Genomic DNA, 25,628 nt, shown 5'->3' on the forward strand with positions numbered 1-25,628 from the left:
GCGGGGCGGGCCGGGTCGCCCGCCTGCACCGCGCCTGGGTCGAGAGCCTCGCCTGACCGTACGCGCCGCGCCTGGGCGGCCGTACGGGAGAGCCGGAGGCGCGGCCGTGCCGGGCGGAACCGGTGTTCCGGCTCGGTGACTGGTGAAAGGTGCCCCGGGTGGGACTCGAACCCACACTGTACGGGTTTTGAATCCGCTCCCTCATGCCAATTGGGGTACCGGGGCTTCAATCCGGACTCTATGTGACGCGTCCGAACCCGTCGCTCGGAGCTTAGCGGATGAACGATCAACCACACGCCCCGGGCGTGGTCCTACTGTAGTGGACATCGGTAACCTCTTGTGCGTGACTACGCAGCGGCGAGTGGTGATCGCGGAAGACGAGGCCCTGATCCGCCTCGATCTCAAGGAGATGCTCGAAGAGGACGGTTACGCCGTCGTGGGGGAGGCCGGCGACGGTGAGACGGCCGTCAAGAAGGCCATCGAGCTGCGTCCCGATCTGGTGATCCTCGACGTGAAGATGCCCGTGCTCGACGGGATCTCGGCCGCCGAGCGGATCGTCTCCGAGCGCATCGCGCCCTGCCTCATCCTCACCGCGTTCTCGCAGCGCGACCTCGTGGAGCGGGCCAGGGACGCGGGGGCCATGGCCTACCTGGTCAAGCCGTTCACCAAGGGGGACCTCATCCCCGCGATCGAGATGGCGGTCAGCCGCCACGAGGAGATCGCCGCGCTGGAGAAGGAGGTCTCCGGCCTCTCGGAGCGGCTGGAGACCCGCAAGCTCGTCGAGCGGGCCAAGGGCCTGCTCATGGCGCAGCACGGCTGGACCGAGCCGCAGGCGTTCCGCTGGATCCAGAAGGCGTCGATGGACCGCCGCCTGAGCATGCGGCAGGTTGCCCAGATCGTCGTCGACGACGCGGCCGGGAGCTGACGACGGGGACGGCTCCGCCCGGCGCTTTCTGCGGCGCCGGGCGTTCGCCGCAGACGGGTGCGTACATGGACAAAAGCACTATCTTGGCGACTGTCCAGCCCCGATAAAAAGCGTAATTAACATCTTTTGCCAGGTTTGTTACCAGATCGATTTTGGGCTGGACCGGTTTACATAACAAAGCCATAACCGTGATGGCCTCTGTACCGACCTGTGACTTCGCGAGGTTGTACTACCGCTCACGACCCCTGGGCTGACCGCTGTCTTGGGGCGGACGCGTATCCGATCCCCATGGGGGGATCAAGCGAAAGGAAGGCAACCTTGCGATCCACGATCGCTCGCCTCGGTGGCGTCGTCGCTGCCGGTACAGCGCTTGTCCTCGGCCTCGCGGCCTGTGGGAGCGGCACTGAGGAGGCTTCGCCGACCGGTGCTCAGAACGGTGACGGTGTCACCACCCTCAAGATCGGGTTCATGGGTGACCTGACCGGGGCCAACTCCGCGCTGATGATCCCGCCGTCCCAGGGCGCCCAGCTCGCCGTCGACGAGTTCAACGCCAAGTCGACCAAGGTCAAGGTCGAGATGGTGAAGTACGACAGCCAGGGCAACCCCGACCAGGCCGTCACCCAGGTCCAGCAGGCCATCACCCAGGACAAGATCACCGCCCTCGTCGGCCCCGGTTTCTCCGGCGAGTCGCGCAACGTCGGCCCCATCCTGGAGCAGGCCAAGATTCCGAGCATCTCGGCCTCGGCGACCAACCCCGCGCTGGCCGACAACGGCTGGAAGTTCTGGCACCGCGTCGTCGCCAACGACGACGTCCAGGGCCCGGCCGTCGCCGAGTTCCTGGTCAAGGCCAAGTCGGCCAAGAAGGCCTTCGTCATCGACGACGCCGCCGAGTACGGCGCCGGCCTCGGTGACGCGGTGGCCAAGGGCTTCGAGTCCCAGGGCGTCAAGGTCGAGCGGGACAAGATCGACCCCGAGGGCTCGGACTACTCCTCGACCGTCACCAAGGTGAAGGCGTCCGCGCCGGACGTCATCTTCTTCGGCGGCTACTACGCCCCGCTCGGCCGGCTGCTCAAGCAGCTCCGCGACGGCGGCGTGAAGGCGGTCGTCTCCTCCGGTGACGGCTCGGTCGACCAGGCGCTCGTCGAGGGCGCGGGCAAGGACGCCGCCGAGGGCGCGGTCCTCGGTTGCCCCTGCCTCATCCCGTTCGGCTCGGACGTGCCGGAGCTGAAGACCTTCAGCGACAACTACAAGGCGAAGTTCGGCACCGACCCGCTGATCTACGCCACCGAGGGCTACGACGCGATGACCGCCTTCCTGAAGGCGATCGAGGCGGGCAACACCACCTCCGAGAAGATCAACGAGTACCTCTCGACGATCGACTTCCCGGGTGTTTCCAAGCAGATCAAGTTCAACCCGAACGGTGAGATCGCCGCGAGCGTCATTCACATCTACGAGGTGAAGGACGGCAAGGTGACCTGGCTGGGCGACACCTCGAAGGCTCAGCTGAGCTGAGGCGACGAGTAGCGACCTGAGAACGCTGAGGAGCGGGAGTGACCCCGCTCCCGCTCCTCACTGCCCGGCGACCCCGGTTGCCCCGGTTCGAAAGCGACCACCGTGCTCAACGACTTCATCAGCCAGGTCGGGCCGTCCACAGTCGGAGGTCTGGCCAGCGGCGCCATCTACGCTCTGATCGCCCTCGGCTACACGATGGTGTACGGCGTCCTGCGCCTGATCAACTTCGCCCACTCGGAAATCTTCATGATCGGCTCCTTCGCGGCGCTGTTCGTGATCAACTTGATGGGGATCACCGGCCCGCTCAGCGGGATCGCGCTGGTCGGCACGATGCTCCTGCTCCTGCTGGCGTCCATGGCCGCCTCGGGCGGCGCGGCCGTCGTGCTGGAGCGGGTGGCCTACCGGCCGCTGCGCAGGCGCGGCGCCTCCCGGCTCGCGGCGCTCATCTCCGCGATCGGCGCCTCGATCTTCCTCCAGGAGCTCTTCGCCCTGGTGATCATCCCCGAGGTGTTCGACCGTCCCTCGCAGGGCCGCAACCAGGTCCCCGTCCCGCGGCTCTTCGACCGTGAGACGGTCTTCTCGATCGGCAACACCGACATCAGGAACGACCACCTGTTCATCATCGTCGCCGCCGTGGTGATGATGGTCCTGCTCGACGTCTTCGTGAACCGCACCAGGATCGGCCGCGGCATCCGGGCGACCTCCCAGGACCCCGAGACCGCCGTGCTCATGGGCGTGAACATCGACAGCATCATCCGCACCACCTTCCTCGTCGGCGGCGCCATGGCGGGCGTGGCCGCGCTGCTCTACGCCATGGAGTTCGAGAACCTCCGCTTCAACGTCGGCTTCCTGCTCGGCGTCAAGGCGTTCACCGCGGCGGTGCTCGGCGGCATCGGCAACCTACGCGGGGCGCTCCTCGGCGGGCTCATGCTCGGTCTCATCGAGAACTGGGGCTCGATCTTCTTCGGCTCAGAGTGGAAGGACGTCATCGCCTTCTCCGTCCTCGTCCTCGTCCTCCTGTTCCGTCCCACCGGCATCCTCGGTGAATCCCTCCAGCGAGCGCGCGCATGAACGCTAACTCCAACGTCCGAGACGGAAACCCGCTGACGGCCCTCAGACGGACGGTCGGCGGCTACACCGACGGCGTGCGCGACTGGTGGGCGACCGCCCCCCGCTGGGCCCGCTGGACTGTGTACGCCCTGCTGATCGCGCTCGCGATCGTCGCGCCCAGCGACGCCATCGGGTCGTTCATGTCCCCGCACTCGCACTGGGCGTCGCTGCTGTTCAGCCCCATCGGGACGTACGTCCTGCTCGCGGTGGGCCTGAACGTGGTGGTCGGGCAGGCCGGCCTGCTGGACCTCGGCTTCGTCGCCTTCTACGCCATCGGCGCCTACACCATGGCGATCTTCGGCACCAAGTACGGCTGGGACTTCTGGCCGGTGCTGGTCGTCGGCATCTTCATGACGGCGGTGTCGGGCATCATCCTCGGCTCGCCGACGCTGCGGCTGCGCGGGGACTACCTCGCGATCGTCACGCTGGGATTCGGCGAGATCGTCCGGATCACGGCGCAGAACACGGAGTACATCGGCGGCTCGCGCGGCATCACGAACATCCCGCACCCGCAGCCCATCTTCGGCGTGGAGTTCTTCCTCGACCCGCTGCCGTACTACTACCTGCTGCTCGCGGCGATCATCCTCGTCGTCATCTTCGCGAAGCGGCTGGAACGGAGCCGGGTCGGCCGGGCCTGGGAGGCCATCCGCGAGGACGAGGACGCGGCCGAGCTGATGGGCGTGCCGACGTTCAAGTTCAAGCTGCTCGCCTTCTTCATCGGGGCGATGATCGGCGGCCTCACCGGCGTCATCTGGGCCAGCAAGGTCATCGCGATCCAGCCGCCCAACTTCCCGTTCATCCTGTCGGCCACGATCCTGGCCGCCGTGGTGCTCGGCGGCTCGGGCAACCTGCCCGGCGTGATGATCGGCGCGTTCCTGATCGCCTGGCTGCCCGAGCGCTTCCGGGGCTTCGCCGACTACCGGATCCTCATCTTCGGCGCGGCGCTCGTGCTGACGATGGCGCTGCGTCCGGAGGGCCTGCTGCCGCCCCGCCGTCGCCGCGCCGTCAGCGGAGCCGTCACGAAGCCCGAGACGCCCCCCGCGGGCGGTGACGAGGCCGGCGACGACCGGCCCGCCGAGGAGGTGGCCAAGTGAGCCAGCCGGAAAACGCGAGCCAGCCGGCGAAGACGCTCCTGGAGCTCCGCCAGGTCACCATGCGCTTCGGCGGCGTGCAGGCGCTCGGCGGAGTCGACCTCGCCGTCAAGGAGGGGGAGATCTTCGCGCTCATCGGCCCGAACGGCGCCGGCAAGACCACGGTCTTCAACACGATCACCGGCGTCTACCGGCCGACCTCGGGCGAGGTCGTCTTCGACGGTCAGAAGATCAGCGGCATGAAGCGGTTCAAGGTGACCAAGAGCGGTGTCGCCCGCACGTTCCAGAACATCCGGCTGTTCCACAACATGTCGGCCCTGGAGAACGTCCTCGTGGGCGCGGACGCGCATCACCGGACGGGCGCGGTCGGCGCGGCGCTCGGGCTGCCCTGGCACCGCCGCGAGGAGAAGCGCGGGCGCGAGCGGGCGATGGAGCTGCTCGAGTTCGCCGGCATCGCCCACCGGGCCGACGAGACGGCGAAGAACCTGCCCTACGGTGACCAGCGCAGGCTGGAGATCGTCCGGGCGCTCGCGACCGAGCCCAAGCTCGTGCTGCTCGACGAGCCCGCAGCCGGCATGAACCCGGCGGAGAAGATCGAGCTGCAGAAGCTCATCAAGGCCATCCGCGACGCGGGCCGCACGATCCTGCTGATCGAGCACGACATGGCCCTGATCATGGGCATCAGCGACCGCATCGCGGTCCTGGACTTCGGGCAGAAGATCGCCGACGGTCTCCCGGCCGAGGTGCAGAACGACCCGCGGGTCATCGAGGCGTACTTGGGAGCTCCCGCAGATGCTTCTTGAGATCAAGGACATCCACGTCCACTACGGCAAGATCGAGGCTCTCAAGGGCGTGTCGCTGGAGGTCGACGAGGGCGAGATCGTCACCCTCATCGGCGCCAACGGCGCGGGCAAGACCACGACGCTCAAGACCATCTCGGGCCTGCGCGGGCTGTCGTCCGGCAGCGTCTTCTTCGACGGCAAGGACATCAGCCGCCTGCCGGGCCACAAGCGGGTGCTCGTCGGCATCGGCCAGTCTCCGGAGGGCCGCGGCGTCTTCCCCGGCATGACGGTCACCGAGAACCTCCTCATGGGCGCGTACGCCCGGCGCGGCGACTTCTCGAAGGACCTGGCCGAGGTGTTCGAGCTCTTCCCGCGGCTGGCCGAGCGCAAGGACCAGGCCGGCGGCACGATGTCGGGCGGCGAGCAGCAGATGGTCGCCATCGGCCGCGCGCTGATGAGCAAGCCCAAGGTGCTCCTCCTCGACGAGCCGTCGATGGGGCTGGCGCCGATGCTGGTGGCCCAGATCTTCTCGATCATCAAGGAGATCAACGCGCGGGGGACCACGGTCCTGCTGGTCGAGCAGAACGCGCAGCAGGCGCTCCAGCTCGCCCACCGGGCGTACGTCCTGGAGACCGGCAGGGTGGTCAAGTCCGCCCCGGCCGCCGATCTCCTGGACGACCCGCAGGTGCGCGAGGCGTACCTGGGCGGGGCGCTCGGGCAGCACTGACGGCGCGACGCGGCGGAGGCCGGCCGGGGGACGCTCACCGGCCGGCCTTCCGTGTGCGCACGCTCAGCGGACGGGCAACTCGACGCCCTTGGACGGCGTGACCGAGCCGAACGGCGGTTCGCCGAAGAGCCGGACCTTCGTGATCTGCGCGTCCTTCGGCACGTCGAACCACAGGTCGAACTCCGTGCGGACGAAGCTGCCCATCATCATCTCGTCGGGCTGCCGCTTCATCGCCTGGGTGAAGGAGTCGACGTGGAAGACGCGGCCGTCCGAGGCGACGAGGAGCTGGCGCTTGGCCTCGAACTTCTGATTGGTCCGGTCGACGTTCTGCACGACGATCCTGGCGCTGACGAACTTCCCCTTGGCGTTCCACTCGGCGTGGCTGCCGATCAGGCTCGACATGCCGTCCTGGAAGCCGATGAGCCAGAAGCGGGTGGCGCCGTCGGTCACGAGGGAGGGGCGGAGCACGCTCTCGCCGGGGCGGGCGGTCTCGGTCGGGAGGATGTAGGTGTGGGCGGTCGCGACCGGTTTCGCCGGAGGATCCGAGCATCCGGTCGTGAGGGCGGCTGCGGTCACGGTGACGACCGCGAGCAGTCGGGCCCGGGCAAACCACGGCATTACCGCACGATAGATCCGTGCCCGGCGTCGGCGCACCGGCATGCGATCAGGCGTATCCGGATCGTTTCCTCGACGCGATCCGGGCGTCTCCGGAGCCGTGGCCGGTGGGGGAGAGCGGGGCGGCGCCGTTCCGTCTCGACGAGCCCGTGGCGGCCTTTGGGACCGTGCGCAGCTTCCCCGGCTCCGCACGTTGTCTACTCAGCTCGCCACGGGCTCCGAGCCGGACCAGGCTAGCGACGGCACCGCCCGTCGTGCAAAGAAACGGCGCGATCCGTTCCGATCGGGCCGGGGGACGGCCGTCGGTCAGCCGGCGTCGCGCAGCATGCAGGTGAGCCGCGCGGTGCAGACCCGGCGACCCTCGTCGTCGCTGATCTCGATGTCGTAGGTGGCGAGGCTGCGGCCCCCGTGGACCCGGGTGGCCACCGCCGTGACGTGGCCCGACGTGGCCGAGCGGTGGTGCGTGGCGTTGATCTCGATGCCGACCGCGACCCGTCCGGGCCCCGCGTGCAGCGCCGCCCCCATCGAGCCGACCGACTCGGCCAGCACGCAGGAGGCGCCCCCGTGGAGCAGGCCGTACGGCTGGGTGTTGCCCTCCACCGGCATCCGCCCGACGACCTTCTCGGCGGTCGCCTCCAGGAGTTCGATGCCCATCCGATCCGGAAGGTGCCCGCGGCTGATCTGGTTGAGGAAAGTCACGGAGTCGTCGGGATTGGTCAGGGTCAAGGGGATGCCTCCTGTACGCAAGAGCCTGCGGTTTCTGTCGTAGATGGAGACTAGGCTGCGGATGTGCCGAACACCGAAGCGACCCCCGACCGTCCGTGCCTGTTGCTCCTGGACGGTCATTCCCTTGCCTACCGCGCCTTCTACGCCCTGAAGGACGCGAATCTGATGACGACGGACGGTCAGCACACGGAAGCGGTGTACGGCTTCACCTCGATGTTGACCAACGTCCTGCGCGACGAGCGGCCGAGCCATGTCGCGGTCTGTTTCGACCGGAGCGAGCCGACCTTCCGCCACGAGGCGTTCGAGGCGTACAAGGCGAACCGGGCAGAGACACCGGAGGACTTCCGCGGCCAGGTGCAGCTCATCTTCGAGCTGCTCGACGCGCTGCGCGTCCCGCGCCTGTCGCTGGCGGGCTACGAGGCCGACGATCTGATCGCGACGCTCGCCACCCAGGCGTCCGGCGCGGGGATGAACGTGCTGATCGTGACCGGTGACCGCGACGCGCTGCAGCTCGTCGACGACAGGGTGACGGTGCTGATGACGCGGCGCGGCATCAGCGACATGACCCGGTTCACGCCCGAGGCCGTGATGGACAAGTACGGCCTGACCCCGGCGCAGTACCCCGACTTCGCCGCGCTGCGCGGAGACCCGAGCGACAACCTGCCGAGCATCCCCAGCGTGGGTGAGAAGACCGCCACCAAGTGGATCTCCACGTACGGCTCGCTCGACGAGCTGGTCCGCCGGGCCGACGAGGTCAAGGGCAAGGTCGGCGAGAAGCTTCGCGAGCACCTCGGCCAGGTGATCCACAACCGGATGCTGACCGAGCTGCGGCGCGACGTCCCCCTCGACGCCGCCCCGGACGCGCTCACCATGGGCGAGTGGGACCGCGAGGAGATCAACAAGCTGCTCGACGCGCTGCAGATCCGCGGCGAGCTGCGTGACCGGCTCTTCAAGACCCTCGGCACGGCCGAGCCCGAGGCGAGCGAGGGCTTCGAGGTCGAGGTCACCGTGCTCGGCCCCGGCGAGGTCGGCACGTGGCTGGCCGCGCTGCCCGAGGGCCGCGCCGGCCTGGAGTTCCGCGGCTCCTACGGCAGCGGCACCGGGCGGCTGGACGGCATCGCCGTCGCCGGCGAGACGGGCGCCGCCTACATCGACCCCACCCAGCTCACGCCGGAGGACGAGGCGGCCCTGAACGCGTGGCTCGCCGACGAGTCCCGCCCGAAGGCCGTGCACGACGCCAAGGGGCCGCTGCTCGCCCTGTGGGAGCTCGGCATGGACCTGCGCGGGCTGACCTGTGACACGGCCGTGGCCGCCTACCTGGCGCTGCCGGGGCAGAGCTCGTTCCCGCTCAACGACCTGGTCCTGCGTTACCTGCACCGCGAGCTGCGCAGCGTGACCGAGGCCAACGGCCAGACCAGCCTCTTCGAGGAGGACGACGCGGCCGCGGCCGAGCTGGCGCTGCGCGCCCACGCCGTACGCGACCTCGCCGACGAACTGGAGGCGCGCCTGTCGAGCCGGGGCGGCACCCGCCTGATCACCGAGGTCGAGCTGCCCCTGATGCGGGTGCTCGCCTCGATGGAGCGGGCCGGCATCGCGGCCGACGGGCAGTACTTCGCCGCGCTCGAAGCCGAGTTCGGCGCGGCGGTCAAGCAGGCGGTGGAGGCGGCCCACGCCTCGGTGGGCGAGCAGTTCAACCTCGGGTCGCCCAAGCAGCTCCAGGAGATCCTCTTCGTCCGGCTGAACCTGCCCAAGACGAAGAAGACCAAGACCGGCTACACCACCGACGCCGACGCGCTGGCCTGGCTGGCGGGCCAGACCGACCACGAGCTGCCGACGATCATGCTGCGGCACCGCGACCAGATGAAGCTGCGCACCACCGTCGAGGGTCTGATCAAGGAGATCGGCGACGACGGGCGCATCCACACCACGTTCAACCAGATCAAGGCGGCGACCGGGCGGCTCAGCTCGGAGAAGCCCAACCTGCAGAACGTGCCGATCCGCACCGCTGAGGGCCGCCGGATCCGCAAGGGCTTCGTCGTGGGCGCGGGCTACGAGACGCTGCTCACCGCCGACTACAGCCAGATCGAGCTGCGGATCATGGCGCATCTGTCCGGCGACGAGTCGCTGATCGCGGCCTTCGAGTCCGGCCACGACTTCCACCAGGCGACCGCGGCGCGGGTCTTCGACCTCCCGCCCGAGCAGGTGGACGCTGACCTTCGGGCCCGGATCAAGGCGATGAACTACGGCCTGGCCTACGGCCTGTCCGACTTCGGGCTGTCCGGCCAGCTCGGCATCCCGGTCGCGGAGGCGCGCGCGCTCAAGGACGAGTACTTCCAGGAGTTCGGCGGGGTCCGCGACTACCTGGAGGAGGTCGTCTCCCGGGCCCGCAAGGACGGGTACACCGAGACCATCCTCGGCCGTCGCCGCTATCTGCCGGACCTGACCAGCGACAACCGGCAGCGCCGCGAGATGGCGGAGCGGATGGCGCTGAACGCGCCGATCCAGGGCTCCGCGGCGGACGTCATCAAGGTGGCGATGCTCGACGTGCAGCGGGCGATCGAGGGCATGCGCTCACGAATGCTGCTCCAGGTGCACGACGAACTCGTCTTCGAGGTCGTCCCGGGCGAGCTGGAAGAGCTCAAGCGCGTCGTGGTCGAGCACATGTGCGGCGCGTTCCAGTTCCGCGTCCCGCTCGACGTGTCCGTGGGCGTCGGCCCGACCTGGGAGGACGCCGGCCACTAGCACCTCCCCGTTGCGTGAGATTGCCCGCTATTCGCCCGGAAAGTCGGCCAGAGATGACCTTCTGCGATTTTGCCGCAGTAAGGTCAAATTATTGTGCGAAAACTTGCTCGGGTGACAGTGGTCGCCAATGCGACGGTGGTCGCGGTGGGGCTGGTGGCGCTGACGCTGCTGCTCTCCGCGAGAGACGACGAGTCCGGGGAGAGGAGGATCCCGACCAGGGCGGAGCCTGCGGTGCCCGCGCCGGCGAGTCAACCCGACCCGCCTCCGCCGGTCGTCGCGACCGTGGAGTCGGCCCGCGCGGTCGGCGCGAACGAGCTCGGCCTGGTGCCGGTGATCATGTATCACCGGCTGCTGACGAAGCGGATCGCGTCCATCGACCGGACGCCCGCCCAGCTCCGGGCCGAACTGGTGAAGCTGGCCAAGGCGGGCTACGTGCCGATCACGGCGGCGGAGTTCGTCAGCGGCAGGATCGACATCCCGGCCGGAGCGCATCCGGTCGTGCTCACCTTCGACGACGGACACCCCTCGCACTTCGCACTGGACGCCGACAGCCAGCCCAAGCGCGACACCGCGGTCGGGATCATCTACGAGGTCGCGGCGAAGTACCCGGACTTCCGTCCGGTCGCGACCTTCTGGGTGAACCGCGCGCCGTTCGGGCTGCCGGACCAGGCGCAGCAGGAGGCGGCGGTCAAGTGGCTGGTGGACCACGGATTCGAAGTGGGCAACCACACCTACACGCACCCCGACCTGCGCCGGCTGTCCCCTAAGGGGGTGGCCGAGCAGATCGTCAGGCAGGAGCGGCTGCTGAAGAAGCTCGGCGTTCCGTCGTCCACCACGATGGCCCTGCCGTACGGCTCCCGCCCGCGGAAGGCGAAGATCGCCCGCGAGGGGAAGTGGGACGGAACGAGCTACCGCTTCGACGGCGTCTTCCTCGCGGGAGCCGAGCCGTCGGTTCCGCCGTACGCGAAAAGCTTCGACCGCACCGCGATCTGGCGCATCCAGTCCAACGGCAAACAGGGAGAATGCCGCCGCTGGTGTTCGGCCTACTGGCTGGACTGGCTGGACGAGCATCCAGAGGCGCGCTACACGTCAGATGGGGATCCTGAGCACATCTCCATACCGAAGAGGCTTCGAGGTAATATCATTTCAAAGGCTGCGAAAAAGGTCATCGCTTACTAGTGCTGCGGCCGGATTGACCTGGGACGCGTCGTCTCATATGCTGATCGCTGCGCTGTGGGCTCGCGTGCGCCTCGGACGGAGCGGGTTCACGCCCGGTCATCCATCGCCTTGGTTGAACGGAAAACAAGCCCATTGCGCCTCGGTCACAACGACATCTGTCCGGTTCGGAGCAATTCCACACATGACGAGCAGCACTGAGGCCACCTCGAGCACCCCGCAGGTAGCGGTCAACGACATCGGTTCCGAGGAGGCCTTCCTCGCCGCGATCGACGAGACCATCAAGTACTTCAACGACGGCGACATCGTTGAGGGCACCGTCGTCAAGGTCGATCGAGACGAGGTCTTGCTCGACATCGGCTACAAGACCGAGGGTGTCATTCCTTCGCGTGAACTCTCGATCAAGCACGATGTCGATCCTGCCGACGTCGTCGAAGTCGGCGAGCACGTCGAGGCCCTTGTCCTCCAGAAGGAGGACAAGGAAGGCCGCCTCATCCTGTCCAAGAAGCGCGCGCAGTACGAGCGCGCCTGGGGCACGATCGAGAAGATCAAGGACGAGGACGGCATCGTCACCGGCACCGTCATCGAGGTCGTCAAGGGTGGTCTCATCCTCGACATCGGCCTCCGTGGCTTCCTGCCGGCGTCCCTGGTCGAGATGCGTCGCGTCCGCGACCTGCAGCCGTACGTCGGCCGCGAGCTCGAGGCCAAGATCATAGAGCTGGACAAGAACCGCAACAACGTGGTTCTTTCCCGCCGTGCGTGGCTGGAGCAGACCCAGTCCGAGGTCCGCCAGACCTTCCTCAACACCCTGCAGAAGGGTCAGGTCCGCAAGGGCGTCGTCTCCTCGATCGTCAACTTCGGTGCGTTCGTGGACCTCGGCGGCGTCGACGGACTGGTCCACGTCTCCGAGCTCTCCTGGAAGCACATCGACCACCCCTCCGAGGTCGTCGAGGTCGGCCAGGAGGTCACCGTCGAGGTTCTCGACGTCGACATGGAGCGCGAGCGCGTCTCCCTCTCGCTCAAGGCGACGCAGGAAGACCCGTGGCAGCAGTTCGCCCGCACCCACCAGATCGGCCAGGTCGTGCCGGGTCGCGTCACCAAGCTGGTGCCGTTCGGTGCGTTCGTCCGGGTCGAGGAGGGCATCGAGGGCCTGGTCCACATCTCCGAGCTGGCCGAGCGCCACGTGGAGATCCCGGAGCAGGTCGTTCAGGTCGGCGACGAGATCTTCGTCAAGATCATCGACATCGACCTGGACCGCCGCCGCATCTCCCTCTCGCTGAAGCAGGCGAACGAGGGCGCGCTGGGCGCCGACGTCGAGTTCGACCCCACGCTGTACGGCATGGCGGCGACCTACGACGATCAGGGCAACTACATCTACCCGGAGGGCTTCGACGCCGAGACCGGCGAGTGGCTCGAGGGCTTCGACAAGCAGCGCGAGGAGTGGGAGCGGCAGTACGCCGAGGCCCAGGCCCGCTTCGAGGCCCACAAGTCGCAGGTCGAGAAGGCGCGCGCGGAGGAGGCGGAGGCCAGCGAGGCCGCCCCGTCGTCCTACTCCGGTGAGAGCACGGGCTCGTCCCAGTCCGGCGGCGCGCTCGCCTCGGACGAGGCGCTCGCCGCCCTGCGCGAGAAGCTGGCCGGAGGCCAGAGCTGACCGCTCGGCACATGAGGTAAGCACAGGAAAGGCCCCGCTTCGGCGGGGCCTTTTCGCGTCTGCGTTCCTCGCGTCTGCCGAGCTCCTCGTGCCCGCGCTCCTCGTGCCCGCGCTCCTCATGTCCGCGCTCCTCATGTCCGGGCTCCGCGTCCGCGCGCCCGTCATGGGTGGCCCGGCCGATCCGCTCAGTCCCATCCCGATGCCGCGAGCCGAGATCGATAGGGTGCCCCCGTGACGGACATCGAGAGGGCGTCGCCCGAGGACGCGGGGGAGATCCTCACCCTGCAGCGCGCGGCGTACGTGACCGAGGCCCAGATGTACGGCGACCCCTTCATCGCCCCCCTCATCGAGTCGTACGAGCAGCTTCGCCAGGCGATCGAGACCGGCGTGGTGCTCAAGGCCGTCGAGGGCGCCCGTGTCGTCGGGTCGGTGCGCGGCAGGCTGCCTGTCCCCCTCCGGCAGGTGGGCGACCGGGGACGGCCAGGACGGGACGAGGCGCCCTCATCCGGCCCCACGTGCCTCGTGGGCCGTCTCGTCGTCGCCCCCGACCGGCAGGGGAACGGCATCGGCACCGCCCTGCTGGAGGCGCTGCACGAGGCGGTCCCTGAGGCCGCCGCCTTCGACCTGTTCACCGGGCACCTCTCGGAGGGCAACCTGCGGCTGTACCGCCGCCTGGGATACCGCGAAACGCGCCGGGAGCGGGTGCAGGACCACCTCACGCTGATCCATATGCGGCGTACGGCCTCGCCGCGTTGACGGCCTCACCCCCCGTACGTCCGGAATCACGGGCCGACGACCGATATGGGGCGACTGCCGGATATAGCGGGGTCCCGATAGGCTGCGGGCGTGATGAAGGTGGGCCTCACGGGCGGCATCGGGTCGGGTAAGAGCGAGGTCTCCCGGCGCCTCGCGGAGCACGGGGCGATCGTCATCGACGCCGACAAGGTCGCCCGCGAGGTGGTGGAGCCCGGCACCGAGGGGCTCAAGGAGATCGTCGAGGCGTTCGGCGGGGACGTGCTCCGCCCGGACGGCAGCCTCGATCGGGAGCGGCTCGGCGCCATCGTCTTCGCCGACGCCGGCAAGCTGGCCGTGCTGAACGGGATCGTCCATCCGAAGGTCGGCGCGCGGGTGCAGGAGCTCCAGGATGCCGCGCCGCGGGACGCGATCGTGGTGTACGACGTCCCGCTGCTCGCGGAGAACGGGCTCGCGCCGATGTACGACCTGGTCGTCGTCGTGGACGCGTCGGATGAGACCCGCCTGGACCGGCTGACGCGGCTGCGGGGCATGTCCGAGCAGGACGCGCGGGCGCGCATCGCCGCGCAGGCCACGAGGGAGGACCGGCTGAAGGTCGCCGACGTGGTGATCGCCAACGAGGGGCCGCTGGAGGACCTCGACGCCCGGGTCGCCGAGCTGTGGGGGGACCTGCGCGCCAGGGCCGCCGGACGCGCGGACTCCGGAGACGCGGGGCGGGGGAGCAGGCCCACGTCCGGGCCGCGCCCCGTGGTCGACTCGGAGGCGCCGTCGTCGTGAGGGCGGCGGGGGCGGACCCGAGGCGGGAAATGTCGGTGGCCCGGCGTAGGTTATGCAGACGTGAGGCCCGTAACCGACCTGCAGCGTAAAGTGGCGCCCTTCGAGGTGCTCACCGAGATGACGCCGTCCGGCGACCAGCCCACCGCGATCGCGGAGCTGGAGAGCCGGGTCAAGGCGGGAACCAAGGACAACGTCCTCCTCGGAGCCACCGGCACCGGCAAGACAGCGACCGTCGCCTGGCTGATCGAGCGCCTGCAGCGACCGACGCTCGTCATGCAGCCGAACAAGACGCTCGCCGCGCAATTCGCGAACGAGCTGCGCGAGATGCTGCCGAACAACGCCGTCGAGTATTTCGTGTCGTACTACGACTACTACCAGCCCGAGGCGTACGTTCCGCAGAGCGACACCTACATCGAGAAGGACTCCTCGATCAACGAGGAGGTCGAGCGGCTGCGTCACTCCGCGACCAACTCGCTGCTGACCCGCCGCGACACGGTCGTGGTGGCGTCGGTCTCCTGCATCTACGGCCTCGGCACCCCGCAGGAGTACGTCGATCGCATGGTCCGGCTCAAGGTCGGCCAGGAGGTCGAGCGCGACCAGCTCCTGCGCAAGCTCGTCGACATGCAGTACGCGCGCAACGACCTGTCCTTCACCAGGGGCACCTTCCGGGTGCGCGGCGACACGATCGAGATCATCCCGCAGTACGAGGAGCTCGCCGTCCGGATCGAGATGTTCGGCGACGAGATCGAGAAGCTCGCCACGCTGCACCCGCTGACCGGCGAGGTCATCACCGAGGACGAGGAGCTGTACATCTTCCCGGCCTCGCACTACGTCGCCGGGCCGGAGCGGATGGAGCGGGCGATCCGCGACATCGAGGCTGAGCTGGCCGAGTCGCTCAGCCGCATGGAGCAGCAGGGCAAGCTGCTGGAGGCCCAGCGGCTGCGCATGCGCACCACGTACGACATCGAGATGATGCGCCAGATCGGCACCTGCTCCGGCATCGAGAACTACTCCCGTCACATCGACGGCCGGGGGGCGGGCAGCGCGCCGAACACGCTGCTCGACTACTTCCCCGAGGATTTCCTGCTCGTCCTGGACGAGTCGCACCAGACCGTGCCGCAGATCGGCGCGATGTACGAGGGGGACGCCTCGCGCAAGCGCACGCTGGTCGAGCACGGGTTCCGGCTGCCGTCGGCGATGGACAACCGTCCGCTCAAGTGGGAGGAGTTCCTGGAGCGGATCGACCAGACGGTCTACCTGTCGGCCACGCCGGGGCCATATGAGCTGGGCCGGTGCAAGGGCGACGTGGTCGAGCAGGTCATCCGCCCGACCGGGCTGGTCGACCCCGAGGTCGTCGTCAAGCCGACCAAGGGGCAGATCGACGACCTGATGCACGAGATCCGGGTGCGCACCGAGAAGGACGAGCGGGCCCTGGTCACGACGCTGACCAAGAAGATGGCCGAGGACCTCACCGACTATCTCCTGGAGAACGGCATCCGCGTGCGCTACCTGCACAGCGAGGTGGACACCCTCCGGCGGATCGAGCTGCTGCGCGAGCTGCGCATGGGCGAGTTCGACGTGCTGGTCGGCATCAACCTGCTCCGTGAGGGCCTCGACCTGCCCGAGGTGTCGCTGGTGGCCATCCTGGACGCCGACAAGGAGGGCTTCCTGCGCTCGGAGACGTCGCTGATCCAGACGATCGGCCGCGCCGCGCGGCACGTCTCCGGCCAGGTCCACATGTACGCCGACAAGGTCACCCCCAGCATGGAGCGGGCCATCGAGGAGACCAACCGGCGGCGAGCCAAGCAGATGGCCTACAACGAGGCGAACGGGATCGACCCCCAGCCGCTGCGCAAGAAGATCGCCGACATCTTGGACAGCCTGGCCAGGGAGGACGCGGACACCGCCCAGCTGCTCGGCGGCGGGGGGCGTCAGCAGTCGCGCGGCAAGGCTCCGGTGCCCGGGCTCGCGTCGCGTCCGGCGGGGCAGCACGCCAAGGCGATCGCCGGGGAGATGCCCCGGGCCCAGTTGGAGTCCCTGGTCGAGTCGCTCACCGAGCAGATGCACACGGCCGCGGCCGACCTGCAGTTCGAGGTGGCCGCGCGGCTGCGTGACGAGATCAAGGAGCTCAAGCGCGAGCTCCGCGACATGCGCGAGGCCGGGGTGAAGTGACCGCTCCGGCACGCCGCCCCGCCGGGCGGCCGACCACGGCTTCCGGCGGGTGCCTCGCCGATATGGGCTGAGAGCGCGTGACCGGCCGCAGGCAGCCGGTCAGGGCGTTGGCGTTGTCCGGGGTGTGACCGGCGCGGGTGGCCGGTCGGGGCGTTGTCCGGGGTGCGACCCGCCGTGGGTGGCCGGTCACGCACGATAACTGACGCCTGCTCGCCGGCGGCCCGACGTCTGCTCCGCGGTAGCCCGGCGACGTTCCGTAACGGGCGCGGGTGGTTCAGTGCGGGAGGCGAGCCGGTCTCAGGCGGGCTCGCCTGTACGGGAGGCCCGGCGGGAGGCGCGATAGCGGCGCACACGGCGGAGGAGGCGCCAGCCGACGAAGGCGAGCACCGCGACCGCCACGATGACCAGCACCGGCAGGAAGATCGCGATGAGGCTCATGCCCAGCGCGCCCGCGTCCTCGACCGTGCTGACCACCGGGGCGCCCACGCCGGCGGTCGTGACGTTCACCACTGGGCGGGCGCTCGCCTTGACCGCGTGGACGACGAGGGCGACGGCGATGCCGAGGACCCAGCCGACGGCGGGATGTTCCGCCATCCAGGCCGAGTTGTCCAGCTCGGCGGCGGCCGCCGTGGCGCTGAAGACGACTCCGCCGGACGCGGGCCGTACGGCGGTCTGGATGATGTCGTTGACATGATCGACGACCGGCACCTTGTCGAGCACGATCTCCGCGACCAGGAGGACGGCGACGATCAGCAGGACCCAGCCGTTGGAGAGCCACTCGTAGCCCTGCGGCAGCCGTACGGCGTCGGTGAAGTGGGCGGCCAGCCCGACGACGAGCAGCGGGATGTAGGCATTGAGCCCCGCGGCGGTAGACAGGCCGAGCCCGGTGAGTGCGGCGAACATCACCCCTCCAACGAACGTGTCCGCGTGCCGGTGCCTGGTGCGGCGCGGAAATCCGGCAGGGGACCATCATCCCCGGTGGGCGGACAGCCCGGCGCGGCCATCCTCGCGCTCGTCGGCGAGCGGGAGGACGGGTGCGGCGCGGCGCGAGGAAGGTCGCGGCGACAGGCACGAGGCCGTCGGCCGCCCTGGACGAGGCGAGCCATACAGGGGCTGAGGGAAGTGGCGATCCGTGGCCCCGAGGCACGGCTGGGAGTCCGGGTGAGCGGTGTACGAAGGGTTTCGGGGGCGAGAGGCCGTGGACGGCGGGGGCCTCACTTGCGTATGGCGGGAGATGAGGAGGCCCCACTCGCGTGTGGCGGGACGCGAGGAGGTCCCGCTCGCGTGTGGCGGGGCGCAAGGAGTCTCACGCACGTGTGGCGGGGCGCGAGGAGGCCTCGCTTGCGTACGGCGGGACGCAAGGAGGCCTCACTCGCTCGTGTGCGGACGCAACGGAGCCTGCAACGGAGCCTTACTTGCTCGTGGCGGGACGCAAGGCGGGAAGGTCGAAGTCGTCGTTCCGCATCCGCAGCAGCGCGTACGAGGCCCCGGCGAAGCCGGCTGCGGCGACCAGCAGGCCGACGCCCTGGGCCACGTGGCCGGGGAGGAACGGGTGGGTGAAGCCGCCCACCGCCAGGGCGATTCCCATCCAGGCCGGGGCGACACGGCTGCGCCACAGTGCGAGGCCCAGCAGAAGCAGGCCGATGACGATGCCCAGGATGAACAGCAGGCCTGCCACCATCTGCACCGGATCGTTCTCCAGCACGTCATCGGAGAGCTTGGTCATGGCGCCCACGTCGAGTCCCGATCGGACGGTGTAGTACGCGAGCGGGCCGCCACCGGTGATCAGCGCGATCCCGGAGAAGGAGCCGAACAGCGAGATGAAGGCGCCGAACGAGGTGAGCCTCGGGGCGCCGCGACGGGCCGCCCAGATGACCGCGAACGTGGCGGCCGGGAGTCCGACGACGAAGACGGCGCCGACCAACCTGAGGACGTCCAGGAGCTGCGGATTGGCCGTGTAGGCCGTCACCGTCTCGGCGAAGGAGGCCCCTCCGTCGACCGGGCTGAGCAGGTAGTACACGGCCTGCGCGAGCATGGGCAGCGGTGCGATCACCGCGAGAAGGACGCGCCAGAAGCCGCGCACGTCGCGCGGCGGCGCGGTGGGCGGCGTGCGGTCGCTCGTCGCCGGGTCGGGCCGGGTGCCGGGCTGCATGGTGTCCTCCGAGGGATGTCGTTCTTCCTGCGGTTTCCTGCGCTTCGGAGCATGGAGGGCGCTCGCTCCCGCCGTCGTGGGCGCCGGCCCCCGGATCGGTCCCGGATGCCCCCAGACGAGATGGGAGTGCGCACCCATGGTCATCGGGGCGGGCGGCCCCCGATGATTGGCGCATGGCGGTGAAACGAGCCGGACCTGTCGCGGTGGTCGCGGTCACGGGTCTCCTGGACGCCGCGGCCTGGGGGTCGTGGTTCGCGGGCGGGCTCAGCGTGGCCGACGCGGCGGGGTCATACCTGCTGACCAACACCGCGATGTCGGTGATGTTCACCGCTTTCGGCGCGCTGGTGCTGGCCCACCGGCCGCGGCATCGGATCGGGCTGCTCTTCGTGGCCTACGGCGTCTGCTACACCGTGAGCGTGGCCTGCCTGGGCCTGCTGTCGGGCCTCTTCGCGCTGTCGCCCGGGTGGGAGCGGGCCATCGACTTCGTCGGCATCACCGTGTGGATCCCGGCGCCGGTGGTCTGCCTGCCCCTGATCCTGCAGTTCTTCCCCGACGGTCGCCCGCTGTCGCCCCGGTGGCGCCCGCTGGCGGCGGTGACGCTCGCGCTGGCTCTGCTCGCCCCGGCGGTGACGCTGCAGCCGGGCGGCGACGCGGTCGAGCCGACGGCCGATCACAGCCCGCTGCTGCCTGCGGCCATGGGACGGGTGGCGGCGGGCCTGGTGCCCGTGTTCGCCGCCGCCGCGGCTCTGGTGCTGCTGGGCAGCCTCGTCGCGCTCGGCCTGCGCGCCCGGCGGTCGGACGGTGCGGAGCGGCTGCAGGTGATGTGGCTGCTGTGGGCGGTGGTGCTGTTCGTGGTGCTGAACCTGCAGCGCATCGTCACCACTGACGGCCCGGTCCTGTTCCTGCTCACCCTGCCGCTCGTCCCGGCGGCGGCCACGGTGGCGATCGTGCGCCACCAGCTCTACGACATCCGGCTGATCGTCAACCGCTCCCTGGTGTACGGCCTGCTCACCGTGGGCGTGGTGGGGGCGTACCTGGGCATCGTCGCGGGCCTGGCCCCGCTGGCCCGGGAGTGGCTGTCGGCCAGCCCGCTGGTGGCGACCGGCGTGATCGCGGTGGCGTTCGCCCCGGCGAGGTCCGCCCTGCAGTCCTTCGTGGACCGGCTCGTGTACGGCCGGGGGCGCGATCCGGCCGAGGCGGTGGCGCGGGTGGGGACGCGCCTGGCGACGGGGCTGGACGGCGTGCTCAACGCGGTCTGCGAGGCGCTGCGGCTGCCCTACGCCGCCGTCAGATCGGACGGCCGCCTGATCGCGGCGTGCGGCCTCCCCACGCCCGCCTGGCACGTGGTCGCCCTCGAGGTGGCCGGAGGAGAGAAGGCCGACCTGCTCGTCGGCCTCCGGGCGGGCGAGACGCGGTTGCCCGCCGCCGACCGGCGCGCCCTCGACCTGCTGGCCGCACCGGTCGGCCTCGCTCTCCAGGCCGTACGCCTGTCGGAGCGGCTGCGCGAGTCCCGCAGGCACATCGTGGCGGCCAGGGAGGAGGAGCGGCGGCGGCTGCGCCGGGACCTGCACGACGGCCTGGGCAGCGCGCTGGCCGCGGTCACCCTCAAGGCCGACGCCGCGCACAATTTGTTGCGGAGCGATCCGGATCACTGCGGGCGGCTGCTGCTCGACCTGCGCGGCGACCTCACCGACGCGATCGCGGACATCCGGAGGCTGGTCTACGACCTGCGCCCGCCCGATCTGGACGAGTTGGGGCTCGTGGGAGCGCTGCGGCAGCGCGCCCAGCAGTCCTGGCGTCGCGACCAGGCCGGGTTCGTGGTCACCGTGGACATTCCCGACGACCTGCCGCCGCTCCCCGCTGCCGTCGAGGTCGCCGCGTACCGGATCGCCACCGAGGCGGTCACGAACGCCCTGCGCCACAGCCGGGCGAGTGCCTGCGAAGTCTCGCTGCGCGCCGACGGCGCGCTGCACCTGGAGGTCCGCGACAACGGGAGCGGCGCCTCCGGCGCCTGGTCCCACGGCGTGGGCCTGCGCTCGATGCGCGAGCGCGCCGCGGAGTTGGGCGGCACGCTCACCGCCGGACCGACCAACCAGGGGGGACTCGTCCACGCCCTGCTACCACTGGAGGGCGCATGACCGCCGACGGCACGATCCGCATCGTCGTCGTGGACGATCACCCGCTGATGCGCGAGGGGCTGCGCGCCCTGGTCGCCTCCCTGCCCGACATCGACGTGGTCGGCGAGGCCGGAGACGGTGAGGCCGCCCGGCGCGAAGCGCTGCTCGCCGCCCCCGACGTCGTGGTCATGGACCTGCACATGCCCGGGATCAACGGGGTGGAGGCGACCCGGGCGATCCTGCGGAGCGCGCCCGCGACCCGGATCCTGGTGCTGACCATGTTCGAGGACGACGAGTCGGTCTTCGGGGCCATGCGGGCCGGCGCCTCCGGATATCTGGTCAAGGGGGCGCAGCAGGACGAGATCGTCCGTGCGATCCGCTCCATCGCCGCGGGGAACGCCGTCTTCGGGCCGAGCGTCGCGCGCCGGATCATCGACTTCTTCGCCGGCGCGTCCCGGCCCGTGCCGGCCGCCGAGCCCTTCCCCGAGCTGACCGCGCGCGAGCGCGAGGTCCTCGATCTGATCGCCGCCGGTCACGCGAACGCCGCGATCGCCCGGCGTCTCCTGATCAGCGTCAAGACCGTCAGCAACCACATCTCGGCGATCTTCGCCAAGCTGCAGGTCGCCGACCGGGCCGAGGCCATCGTCCGGGCCCGCCAGGCCGGACTCGGTACGGAATCACCCCCCGGAGGTCCGTGACCGGCCGAGCCCGGTGAGTGCGGCGAACATCACTCCGACGAACGCGGCCCGGGACGTCGATGACGAATCGGGGGCCGACGGCGATCAGGAATCGGTGATCGCGCGGAGCCGCTCGACGGCGTCGGCGTACTCCTCGATCATCTCGTAGACCACCTGGCGGGCCGGTTTGACCTGGTTCATCTGGCCGACGACCTGTCCGACGAAGTAGTTCGCCAGCTCGCGGGCTCCCGGAGCCCCCGCTTCGGCGGCGCGTCCCACCCGGGCCATCGCCTCCTCGGCGAGGAGCAGTTGGAGCGGCATGCCGAGGGGGCCGGGGCTCTCCGGGGCGCCGTCCCATTCCTCCGTCCAGGCGGACCTGAGCTGCCGGGCGGGCTTGCCGGTGCGCGAGCGCGACCTGACGGTGTCGCGCGACGTCGCGGCGAGCATCTTGCGCTTCACCGCCGGGGGCGTCTCGGCCTCGTCCGTGGTGAGCCACACCGACCCGCACCACACGCCCTCCGCGCCGAGGGCGAGCGCCGCGGCGACCTGGCGGCCGTCGGCGATGCCGCCCGCGGCGAGGACGGGGACCGGCGCGACGGCGTCCACGACCTGGGGGACCAGGACCATCGTGGAGACCTCGCCGGTGTGCCCACCCGCCTCGGTGCCCTGGGCGACGATGATGTCCGCGCCCGCCGCCACCTGCCGCGCCGCGTGCTCGACCGTGCCGACCAGCGCGGCGACCGGGACTCCGGCCGCCCGCGCCCGCTCGACCATCTCCGGCGGCGGCGGCCCGAGCGCGCTGGCGATCAGGTCGATGGGGTGCTTGAGCGCGACGTCGATGAGCCTGGTCGCGCCTTCGTGCGTGACCCTCCGGCCCACGTCTCCCGCGTCTTCGGGGCTTCCGGCCCCGACAACGCCGGTCTCGCCGGGACCGCCGACGCCGTACTTGCGGAACAGGTGGTCCACGAAGTCGCGGTGTGCCTCCGGGATGAGGTCGGGCAGGCGCGCTCCGGGCACGGCGGCCGCGGCGTCGATCTTCCCGGGGACCAGCACGTCCACGCCGTACGGCCGGCCGCCGACCTGGGCGTCGATCCAGGTCAGCTCCTCGTCCAGCCGCTCGGCCGAGTAGGCGACGGCGCCGAGGACGCCGAACCCGCCCGCGTTGGTCACCGCGGCCACGACGTCGCGGCAGTGGCTGAAGGCGAACAGCGGGAACTCCACGCCGAAGCGCTCGGTGAGCCTGGTGCGCATGTCGCGAACCTACGCCCCAGAACGATGTTCGGTCCAGAGCCGGCGGTCATCCGGCGCCGGGGACGCGGGGGAGACGGCAACTGTGAGCGGCGGTGCTCTTTGCCGGGTGTGTCGATCACGGTCCTTGTGCGGCCGGGAGACGCGAAGCCCGCGTGGGGAGGGGCGGGCGGCTCGTCGCCACCACCAAGCGTTCATCCACTCGTCCACGTGCGCACCCGTGATCAGATCCTGCCGTTCGCCCGGCCACGGTGGACTCCCGACTTGGTCATTTCGGGCGGAAGCCCCCATATGTCTGGGGTCTTCGGCCGTTCACCGAGTCACAAGGATGTGCAATGAACTACCGCCGAGCACGGCTTGCCCTCGCTGTCGCGGCCGTGGCGGTCGCCGCGGCACCGCTGTCCATGACCACGGTCGCCGCCGCGGACGCCCCCTCCACGTCGGCCGCGAAGGCCGCCCCCACCGCGCAGTGGACGACGCGTACCGTCGCGCCGGGCGTGGAGGTGCGTACCGGCGTCATCACCGATCCCACCGCGGCGCCCGGCTGGGCCGTCACGGTGCAGGCCCCGGTCACGGCCCGCTTCACCGGCGCCCAGGCCTGGGCCGCGGTCGGCACGGAGGCGTGGGCCGCGCAGACCGCCGACAAGCTGCGCGCCGCGGGTTTCGAGCCGAACCTGACGAGGATCGACTGGCCGGACTACAGCGACACGCCGCACGGCCCGATGGGCGTACGCGTCCGGGTCGGCTCCCACCCGACCCAGGATGAGGCGAAGAGCGTGGCGGCGAAGGTCACCGCGGCCGGTTTCCGCACCGCGGTCGAGTGGACCGGCTACGACGCGGACCAGCCGGCCGACCGGGAGAACATCCACGTCGCCGTCATCGACCCGCGCGCCTTCGACGGCTCGGTCACCGCCACCCACGACGGCAACGTCGCCCAGCGGGAGACGACCTCCTCGGTGGCCGCCAAGCTCGGATCGCTGGTGGGGGTCAACGGGGGCTTCTTCGTCACCTCCGACGCGGACGGAGCGCAGGGCATCCAGGCGGGCGTCAGCGCCCACGACGGCAGGCTGGCGTCGATGGCGGTGGGGTCGCGCGCCGCGCTGGTCCTCACCGACGGCGGACGGCACAGCCGGATCGCCGACCTGACCACCACCGTCACCGCCCGTGTCGGCGGCTCAACCTACGCCGTCCGGGGCATCAACCGCACCCCCGGACTCGTACGGGACTGCGGTCAGGACGGCGGAAGCCCCACCGCTGAGCCGCGCCAGGACGTCACCTGCACCATGGCCGACGACCTGGTCGAGTTCACCTCCGAGTACGGGCGCGCCCTGCCGGCCGGTCCCGGCAGGCAGGTGTCGCTGGACGCCAAGGGCCGTGTGGTCGCGATCGGCGACCGGGGCGGCGTCGTCGCCCCCGGACAGACCGTGCTCCAGGGCGTCGGCCAGGCGGCCGACTGGCTCAGCGGCCACGCCGCCACGGGCGGGAAGATCACCGTGAAGGAGGTCGTCCGCGACACCCACGGCCGGCAGATCAAGCTCGGCGCGGACGACACCATCGTCAGCGGCGCCCCGACCCTGGTGGAGAACGGAAAGATCAGCATCGACGCCGCCGCCGAGGGCACGGTCGACCCGGCCGACCTGTCCTTCGGGTACGCCTGGTCGAACACCCGCCAGCCTCGGACGATGGCGGGCCTCGACCGGCAGGGCCGCCTGCTGCTGGTCACCGTGGACGGCCGGCTGAGCGGCGGCAGCGAGGGCTTCACCCTCGCCGAGGCGGCGGACTTCATGAAGTCCCTGGGAGCGGTGCAGGCGCTGAACCTGGACGGCGGCGGCTCCACCGCGATGGCGGTGAAGGGCGAGTTGGTCAACCGCCCCTCGGACGCGACCGGTGAGCGTGCCGTCGGCGACACGATCCAGGTCCTGCCGCGTACGCGCTGATCTCGGCGAAGCCGGTCACTCGTTCGAGGCCAGGAGGCGCATGGACGGCTCGTCCTGCGCCGCCTCCGGGCCGCGCGGGGCGTGCCAGCCCTCATCCGGCGTGTACGTCCGGACGAGCTTGGCGGGAACCCCGGCCACGACGGAGTGGTCGGGGAACTCGCCGCGCACCACCGCGCCCCCGGCGACCACCGACTGGCGGCCGAGCCGGGTGCCGGGCAGGATGATCGCTCCCGCGCCGAGCCAGGAGCCCGAGCCGATGGAGACGGGGTTGTTGCGCGGCCACTGCCGCCCGATCGGCGTCTCGGGGTCGTCGTAGACGTGGTTCTGGTCGGTGATGTACACGTACGGCCCGGTGAAGACGTCGTCGCCGATGTCGATCGACTGGTGGCCGACGATGTGGCTGCCCCTGCCGATCGAGCAGCCGCGGCCGATCCTGACGATGGAGTCGGGGCCGAGGTCGACGCCCGGTCCCATGCCCGCCGAGATCGACACGCGCTCCCCGACGAGCGTGTGGTCGCCGATCTCGATCCACGCCTCGCCGAAGATCGCGCCGAGGGGGAAGGAGATGCACGCTCCGTCACCGAGACGGCGGAACCGATAGCCCGCGGGGGAGAGCGGGCTCACGGCCCCGGCCGCCTTCGCGTACGCCCACCCGCGGTGGAGCAAATGGCCGACGGCGCGCTTCACGATCGACATAACGGGACAAGTTACTCCTCGGTCGAAGTGCGGGCTATGGCG

21 protein-coding genes and 1 tRNA gene are annotated in these 25,628 nt (G+C 70.3%); 15 read left to right on the plus strand and 7 right to left on the minus strand.

Annotated features, from left to right (window positions below):
* Positions 1–150: 150 nt before the first annotated feature.
* Positions 151–225: transfer RNA gene (locus AWQ68_RS30265), tRNA-Leu, on the minus strand.
* Positions 226–343: 118 nt separating this feature from the next.
* Here AWQ68_RS30265 and AWQ68_RS30270 point away from each other — a divergent pair.
* The 6 genes from AWQ68_RS30270 to AWQ68_RS30295 all read left to right on the plus strand — a co-directional run bounded on the left by AWQ68_RS30270 (position 344) and on the right by AWQ68_RS30295 (position 6,147).
* Positions 344–925, plus strand: coding sequence for an ANTAR domain-containing response regulator (locus tag AWQ68_RS30270; protein ID WP_281217781.1), 582 nt, complete (start codon positions 344–346; stop codon positions 923–925).
* A 288-nt stretch (positions 926–1,213) separates the two neighbouring features.
* Complete coding sequence (locus AWQ68_RS30275; protein WP_084464568.1) at positions 1,214–2,437, plus strand: branched-chain amino acid ABC transporter substrate-binding protein; 1,224 nt, start codon at positions 1,214–1,216, stop codon at positions 2,435–2,437.
* Positions 2,438–2,539: 102 nt separating this feature from the next.
* Entirely contained in the window at positions 2,540–3,508 is a 969-nt protein-coding gene (locus AWQ68_RS30280; protein WP_066946806.1) for a branched-chain amino acid ABC transporter permease, read from the plus strand.
* Positions 3,505–4,641 carry a branched-chain amino acid ABC transporter permease gene (locus tag AWQ68_RS30285; protein ID WP_084464569.1) on the plus strand — a complete coding sequence of 379 codons (1,137 nt, stop codon included), beginning with the start codon at positions 3,505–3,507 and terminating at the stop codon, positions 4,639–4,641. The genes AWQ68_RS30280 and AWQ68_RS30285 overlap by 4 nt, the downstream gene beginning before the upstream one ends.
* A gap of 59 nt (positions 4,642–4,700) precedes the next feature.
* The gene (locus AWQ68_RS30290; RefSeq protein ID WP_066946994.1) at positions 4,701–5,441 is read left to right on the plus strand and encodes an ABC transporter ATP-binding protein; all 741 of its coding nucleotides are present in this window, start codon (positions 4,701–4,703) and stop codon (positions 5,439–5,441) included.
* Positions 5,431–6,147, plus strand: coding sequence for an ABC transporter ATP-binding protein (locus tag AWQ68_RS30295; protein WP_066946808.1), 717 nt, complete (start codon positions 5,431–5,433; stop codon positions 6,145–6,147). The genes AWQ68_RS30290 and AWQ68_RS30295 overlap by 11 nt, the downstream gene beginning before the upstream one ends.
* A gap of 63 nt (positions 6,148–6,210) precedes the next feature.
* Here the strand turns inward: AWQ68_RS30295 and AWQ68_RS30300 are convergent, their stop codons facing one another.
* Positions 6,211–6,765, minus strand: coding sequence for a hypothetical protein (locus AWQ68_RS30300; protein WP_066946811.1), 555 nt, complete (start codon positions 6,763–6,765; stop codon positions 6,211–6,213).
* A gap of 303 nt (positions 6,766–7,068) precedes the next feature.
* Positions 7,069–7,488, minus strand: a complete 420-nt coding sequence (locus AWQ68_RS30305) for a PaaI family thioesterase (protein ID WP_066946814.1) — start codon at positions 7,486–7,488, stop codon at positions 7,069–7,071.
* A 63-nt stretch (positions 7,489–7,551) separates the two neighbouring features.
* On the opposite strand from AWQ68_RS30305, the gene polA reads away from it, so the two are divergent.
* From polA to uvrB, 6 genes are all read left to right on the plus strand, one after another.
* Positions 7,552–10,230 (plus strand): DNA polymerase I, encoded by a 2,679-nt coding sequence (polA, locus tag AWQ68_RS30310; protein ID WP_066946816.1) that lies wholly within the window; start codon positions 7,552–7,554, stop codon positions 10,228–10,230.
* A 111-nt stretch (positions 10,231–10,341) separates the two neighbouring features.
* Entirely contained in the window at positions 10,342–11,409 is a 1,068-nt protein-coding gene (locus tag AWQ68_RS30315) for a polysaccharide deacetylase family protein (protein WP_245656216.1), read from the plus strand.
* 181 nt (positions 11,410–11,590) lie between these two features.
* The gene (gene rpsA / locus AWQ68_RS30320; RefSeq protein WP_066946821.1) at positions 11,591–13,057 is read left to right on the plus strand and encodes a 30S ribosomal protein S1; all 1,467 of its coding nucleotides are present in this window, start codon (positions 11,591–11,593) and stop codon (positions 13,055–13,057) included.
* Between the two features lie 231 nt (positions 13,058–13,288).
* The gene (locus tag AWQ68_RS30325) at positions 13,289–13,813 is read left to right on the plus strand and encodes a GNAT family N-acetyltransferase (RefSeq protein WP_066946824.1); all 525 of its coding nucleotides are present in this window, start codon (positions 13,289–13,291) and stop codon (positions 13,811–13,813) included.
* Between the two features lie 90 nt (positions 13,814–13,903).
* Complete coding sequence (coaE, locus tag AWQ68_RS30330; RefSeq protein ID WP_084464570.1) at positions 13,904–14,587, plus strand: dephospho-CoA kinase; 684 nt, start codon at positions 13,904–13,906, stop codon at positions 14,585–14,587.
* 60 nt (positions 14,588–14,647) lie between these two features.
* Complete coding sequence (gene uvrB, locus AWQ68_RS30335; protein ID WP_066946827.1) at positions 14,648–16,759, plus strand: excinuclease ABC subunit UvrB; 2,112 nt, start codon at positions 14,648–14,650, stop codon at positions 16,757–16,759.
* A gap of 297 nt (positions 16,760–17,056) precedes the next feature.
* On the opposite strand, the gene AWQ68_RS30340 is transcribed toward uvrB, so the two are convergent.
* Both AWQ68_RS30340 and AWQ68_RS30345 read right to left on the minus strand, forming a co-directional pair.
* Positions 17,057–17,662: a DUF4126 domain-containing protein gene (locus tag AWQ68_RS30340; protein WP_066946829.1), complete on the minus strand. Its 606-nt coding sequence runs from the start codon at positions 17,660–17,662 to the stop codon at positions 17,057–17,059.
* A gap of 508 nt (positions 17,663–18,170) precedes the next feature.
* A complete protein-coding gene (locus tag AWQ68_RS30345; protein ID WP_066946831.1) occupies positions 18,171–18,911 on the minus strand; it encodes a hypothetical protein in 741 nt (246 codons plus the stop codon).
* A 173-nt stretch (positions 18,912–19,084) separates the two neighbouring features.
* Between AWQ68_RS30345 and AWQ68_RS30350 the strand changes: the two genes are divergently transcribed.
* Together AWQ68_RS30350 and AWQ68_RS30355 are read left to right on the plus strand one after the other, a co-directional pair.
* The gene (locus AWQ68_RS30350; protein WP_066946834.1) at positions 19,085–21,049 is read left to right on the plus strand and encodes a sensor histidine kinase; all 1,965 of its coding nucleotides are present in this window, start codon (positions 19,085–19,087) and stop codon (positions 21,047–21,049) included.
* Positions 21,046–21,726 carry a response regulator transcription factor gene (locus AWQ68_RS30355; protein WP_157545930.1) on the plus strand — a complete coding sequence of 227 codons (681 nt, stop codon included), beginning with the start codon at positions 21,046–21,048 and terminating at the stop codon, positions 21,724–21,726. Before AWQ68_RS30350 ends, AWQ68_RS30355 begins: the two co-directional genes overlap by 4 nt.
* Positions 21,727–21,810: 84 nt before the next feature.
* On the opposite strand, the gene AWQ68_RS30360 is transcribed toward AWQ68_RS30355, so the two are convergent.
* Positions 21,811–22,956: an NAD(P)H-dependent flavin oxidoreductase gene (locus tag AWQ68_RS30360; RefSeq protein WP_066946837.1), complete on the minus strand. Its 1,146-nt coding sequence runs from the start codon at positions 22,954–22,956 to the stop codon at positions 21,811–21,813.
* 332 nt (positions 22,957–23,288) lie between these two features.
* On the opposite strand from AWQ68_RS30360, the gene AWQ68_RS30365 reads away from it, so the two are divergent.
* On the plus strand, positions 23,289–24,890 hold the full coding sequence (locus AWQ68_RS30365; RefSeq protein WP_066946839.1) for a phosphodiester glycosidase family protein: 1,602 nt from the start codon (positions 23,289–23,291) through the stop codon (positions 24,888–24,890).
* A 15-nt stretch (positions 24,891–24,905) separates the two neighbouring features.
* Here the strand turns inward: AWQ68_RS30365 and AWQ68_RS30370 are convergent, their stop codons facing one another.
* The gene (locus AWQ68_RS30370) at positions 24,906–25,586 is read right to left on the minus strand and encodes an acyltransferase (protein ID WP_066946842.1); all 681 of its coding nucleotides are present in this window, start codon (positions 25,584–25,586) and stop codon (positions 24,906–24,908) included.
* Positions 25,587–25,628 lie beyond the last annotated feature (42 nt).

The organism is Microtetraspora fusca, from assembly GCF_001570365.1.
Lineage (GTDB): Bacteria > Actinomycetota > Actinomycetes > Streptosporangiales > Streptosporangiaceae > Microtetraspora > Microtetraspora fusca.

What these genes read in the sequence shown, in the direction of transcription:
- AWQ68_RS30275 (WP_084464568.1), top strand. Translation starts at nt 1,214, where the DNA reads ATGGGGGGATCAAGCGAAAGGAAGGCAACCTTGCGATCCACGATCGCT.
- AWQ68_RS30285 (WP_084464569.1), top strand. Translation starts at nt 3,505, where the DNA reads ATGAACGCTAACTCCAACGTCCGAGACGGAAACCCGCTGACGGCCCTC.
- AWQ68_RS30290 (WP_066946994.1), top strand. Translation starts at nt 4,701, where the DNA reads ATGCGCTTCGGCGGCGTGCAGGCGCTCGGCGGAGTCGACCTCGCCGTC.
- AWQ68_RS30295 (WP_066946808.1), top strand. Translation starts at nt 5,431, where the DNA reads ATGCTTCTTGAGATCAAGGACATCCACGTCCACTACGGCAAGATCGAG.
- AWQ68_RS30300 (WP_066946811.1), bottom strand. Translation starts at nt 6,765, where the DNA reads ATGCCGTGGTTTGCCCGGGCCCGACTGCTCGCGGTCGTCACCGTGACC.
- rpsA (WP_066946821.1), top strand. Translation starts at nt 11,591, where the DNA reads ATGACGAGCAGCACTGAGGCCACCTCGAGCACCCCGCAGGTAGCGGTC.
- AWQ68_RS30340 (WP_066946829.1), bottom strand. Translation starts at nt 17,662, where the DNA reads ATGTTCGCCGCACTCACCGGGCTCGGCCTGTCTACCGCCGCGGGGCTC.
- AWQ68_RS30345 (WP_066946831.1), bottom strand. Translation starts at nt 18,911, where the DNA reads ATGCAGCCCGGCACCCGGCCCGACCCGGCGACGAGCGACCGCACGCCG.
- AWQ68_RS30350 (WP_066946834.1), top strand. Translation starts at nt 19,085, where the DNA reads ATGGCGGTGAAACGAGCCGGACCTGTCGCGGTGGTCGCGGTCACGGGT.
- AWQ68_RS30355 (WP_157545930.1), top strand. Translation starts at nt 21,046, where the DNA reads ATGACCGCCGACGGCACGATCCGCATCGTCGTCGTGGACGATCACCCG.
- AWQ68_RS30360 (WP_066946837.1), bottom strand. Translation starts at nt 22,956, where the DNA reads ATGCGCACCAGGCTCACCGAGCGCTTCGGCGTGGAGTTCCCGCTGTTC.
- AWQ68_RS30365 (WP_066946839.1), top strand. Translation starts at nt 23,289, where the DNA reads ATGAACTACCGCCGAGCACGGCTTGCCCTCGCTGTCGCGGCCGTGGCG.
- AWQ68_RS30370 (WP_066946842.1), bottom strand. Translation starts at nt 25,586, where the DNA reads ATGTCGATCGTGAAGCGCGCCGTCGGCCATTTGCTCCACCGCGGGTGG.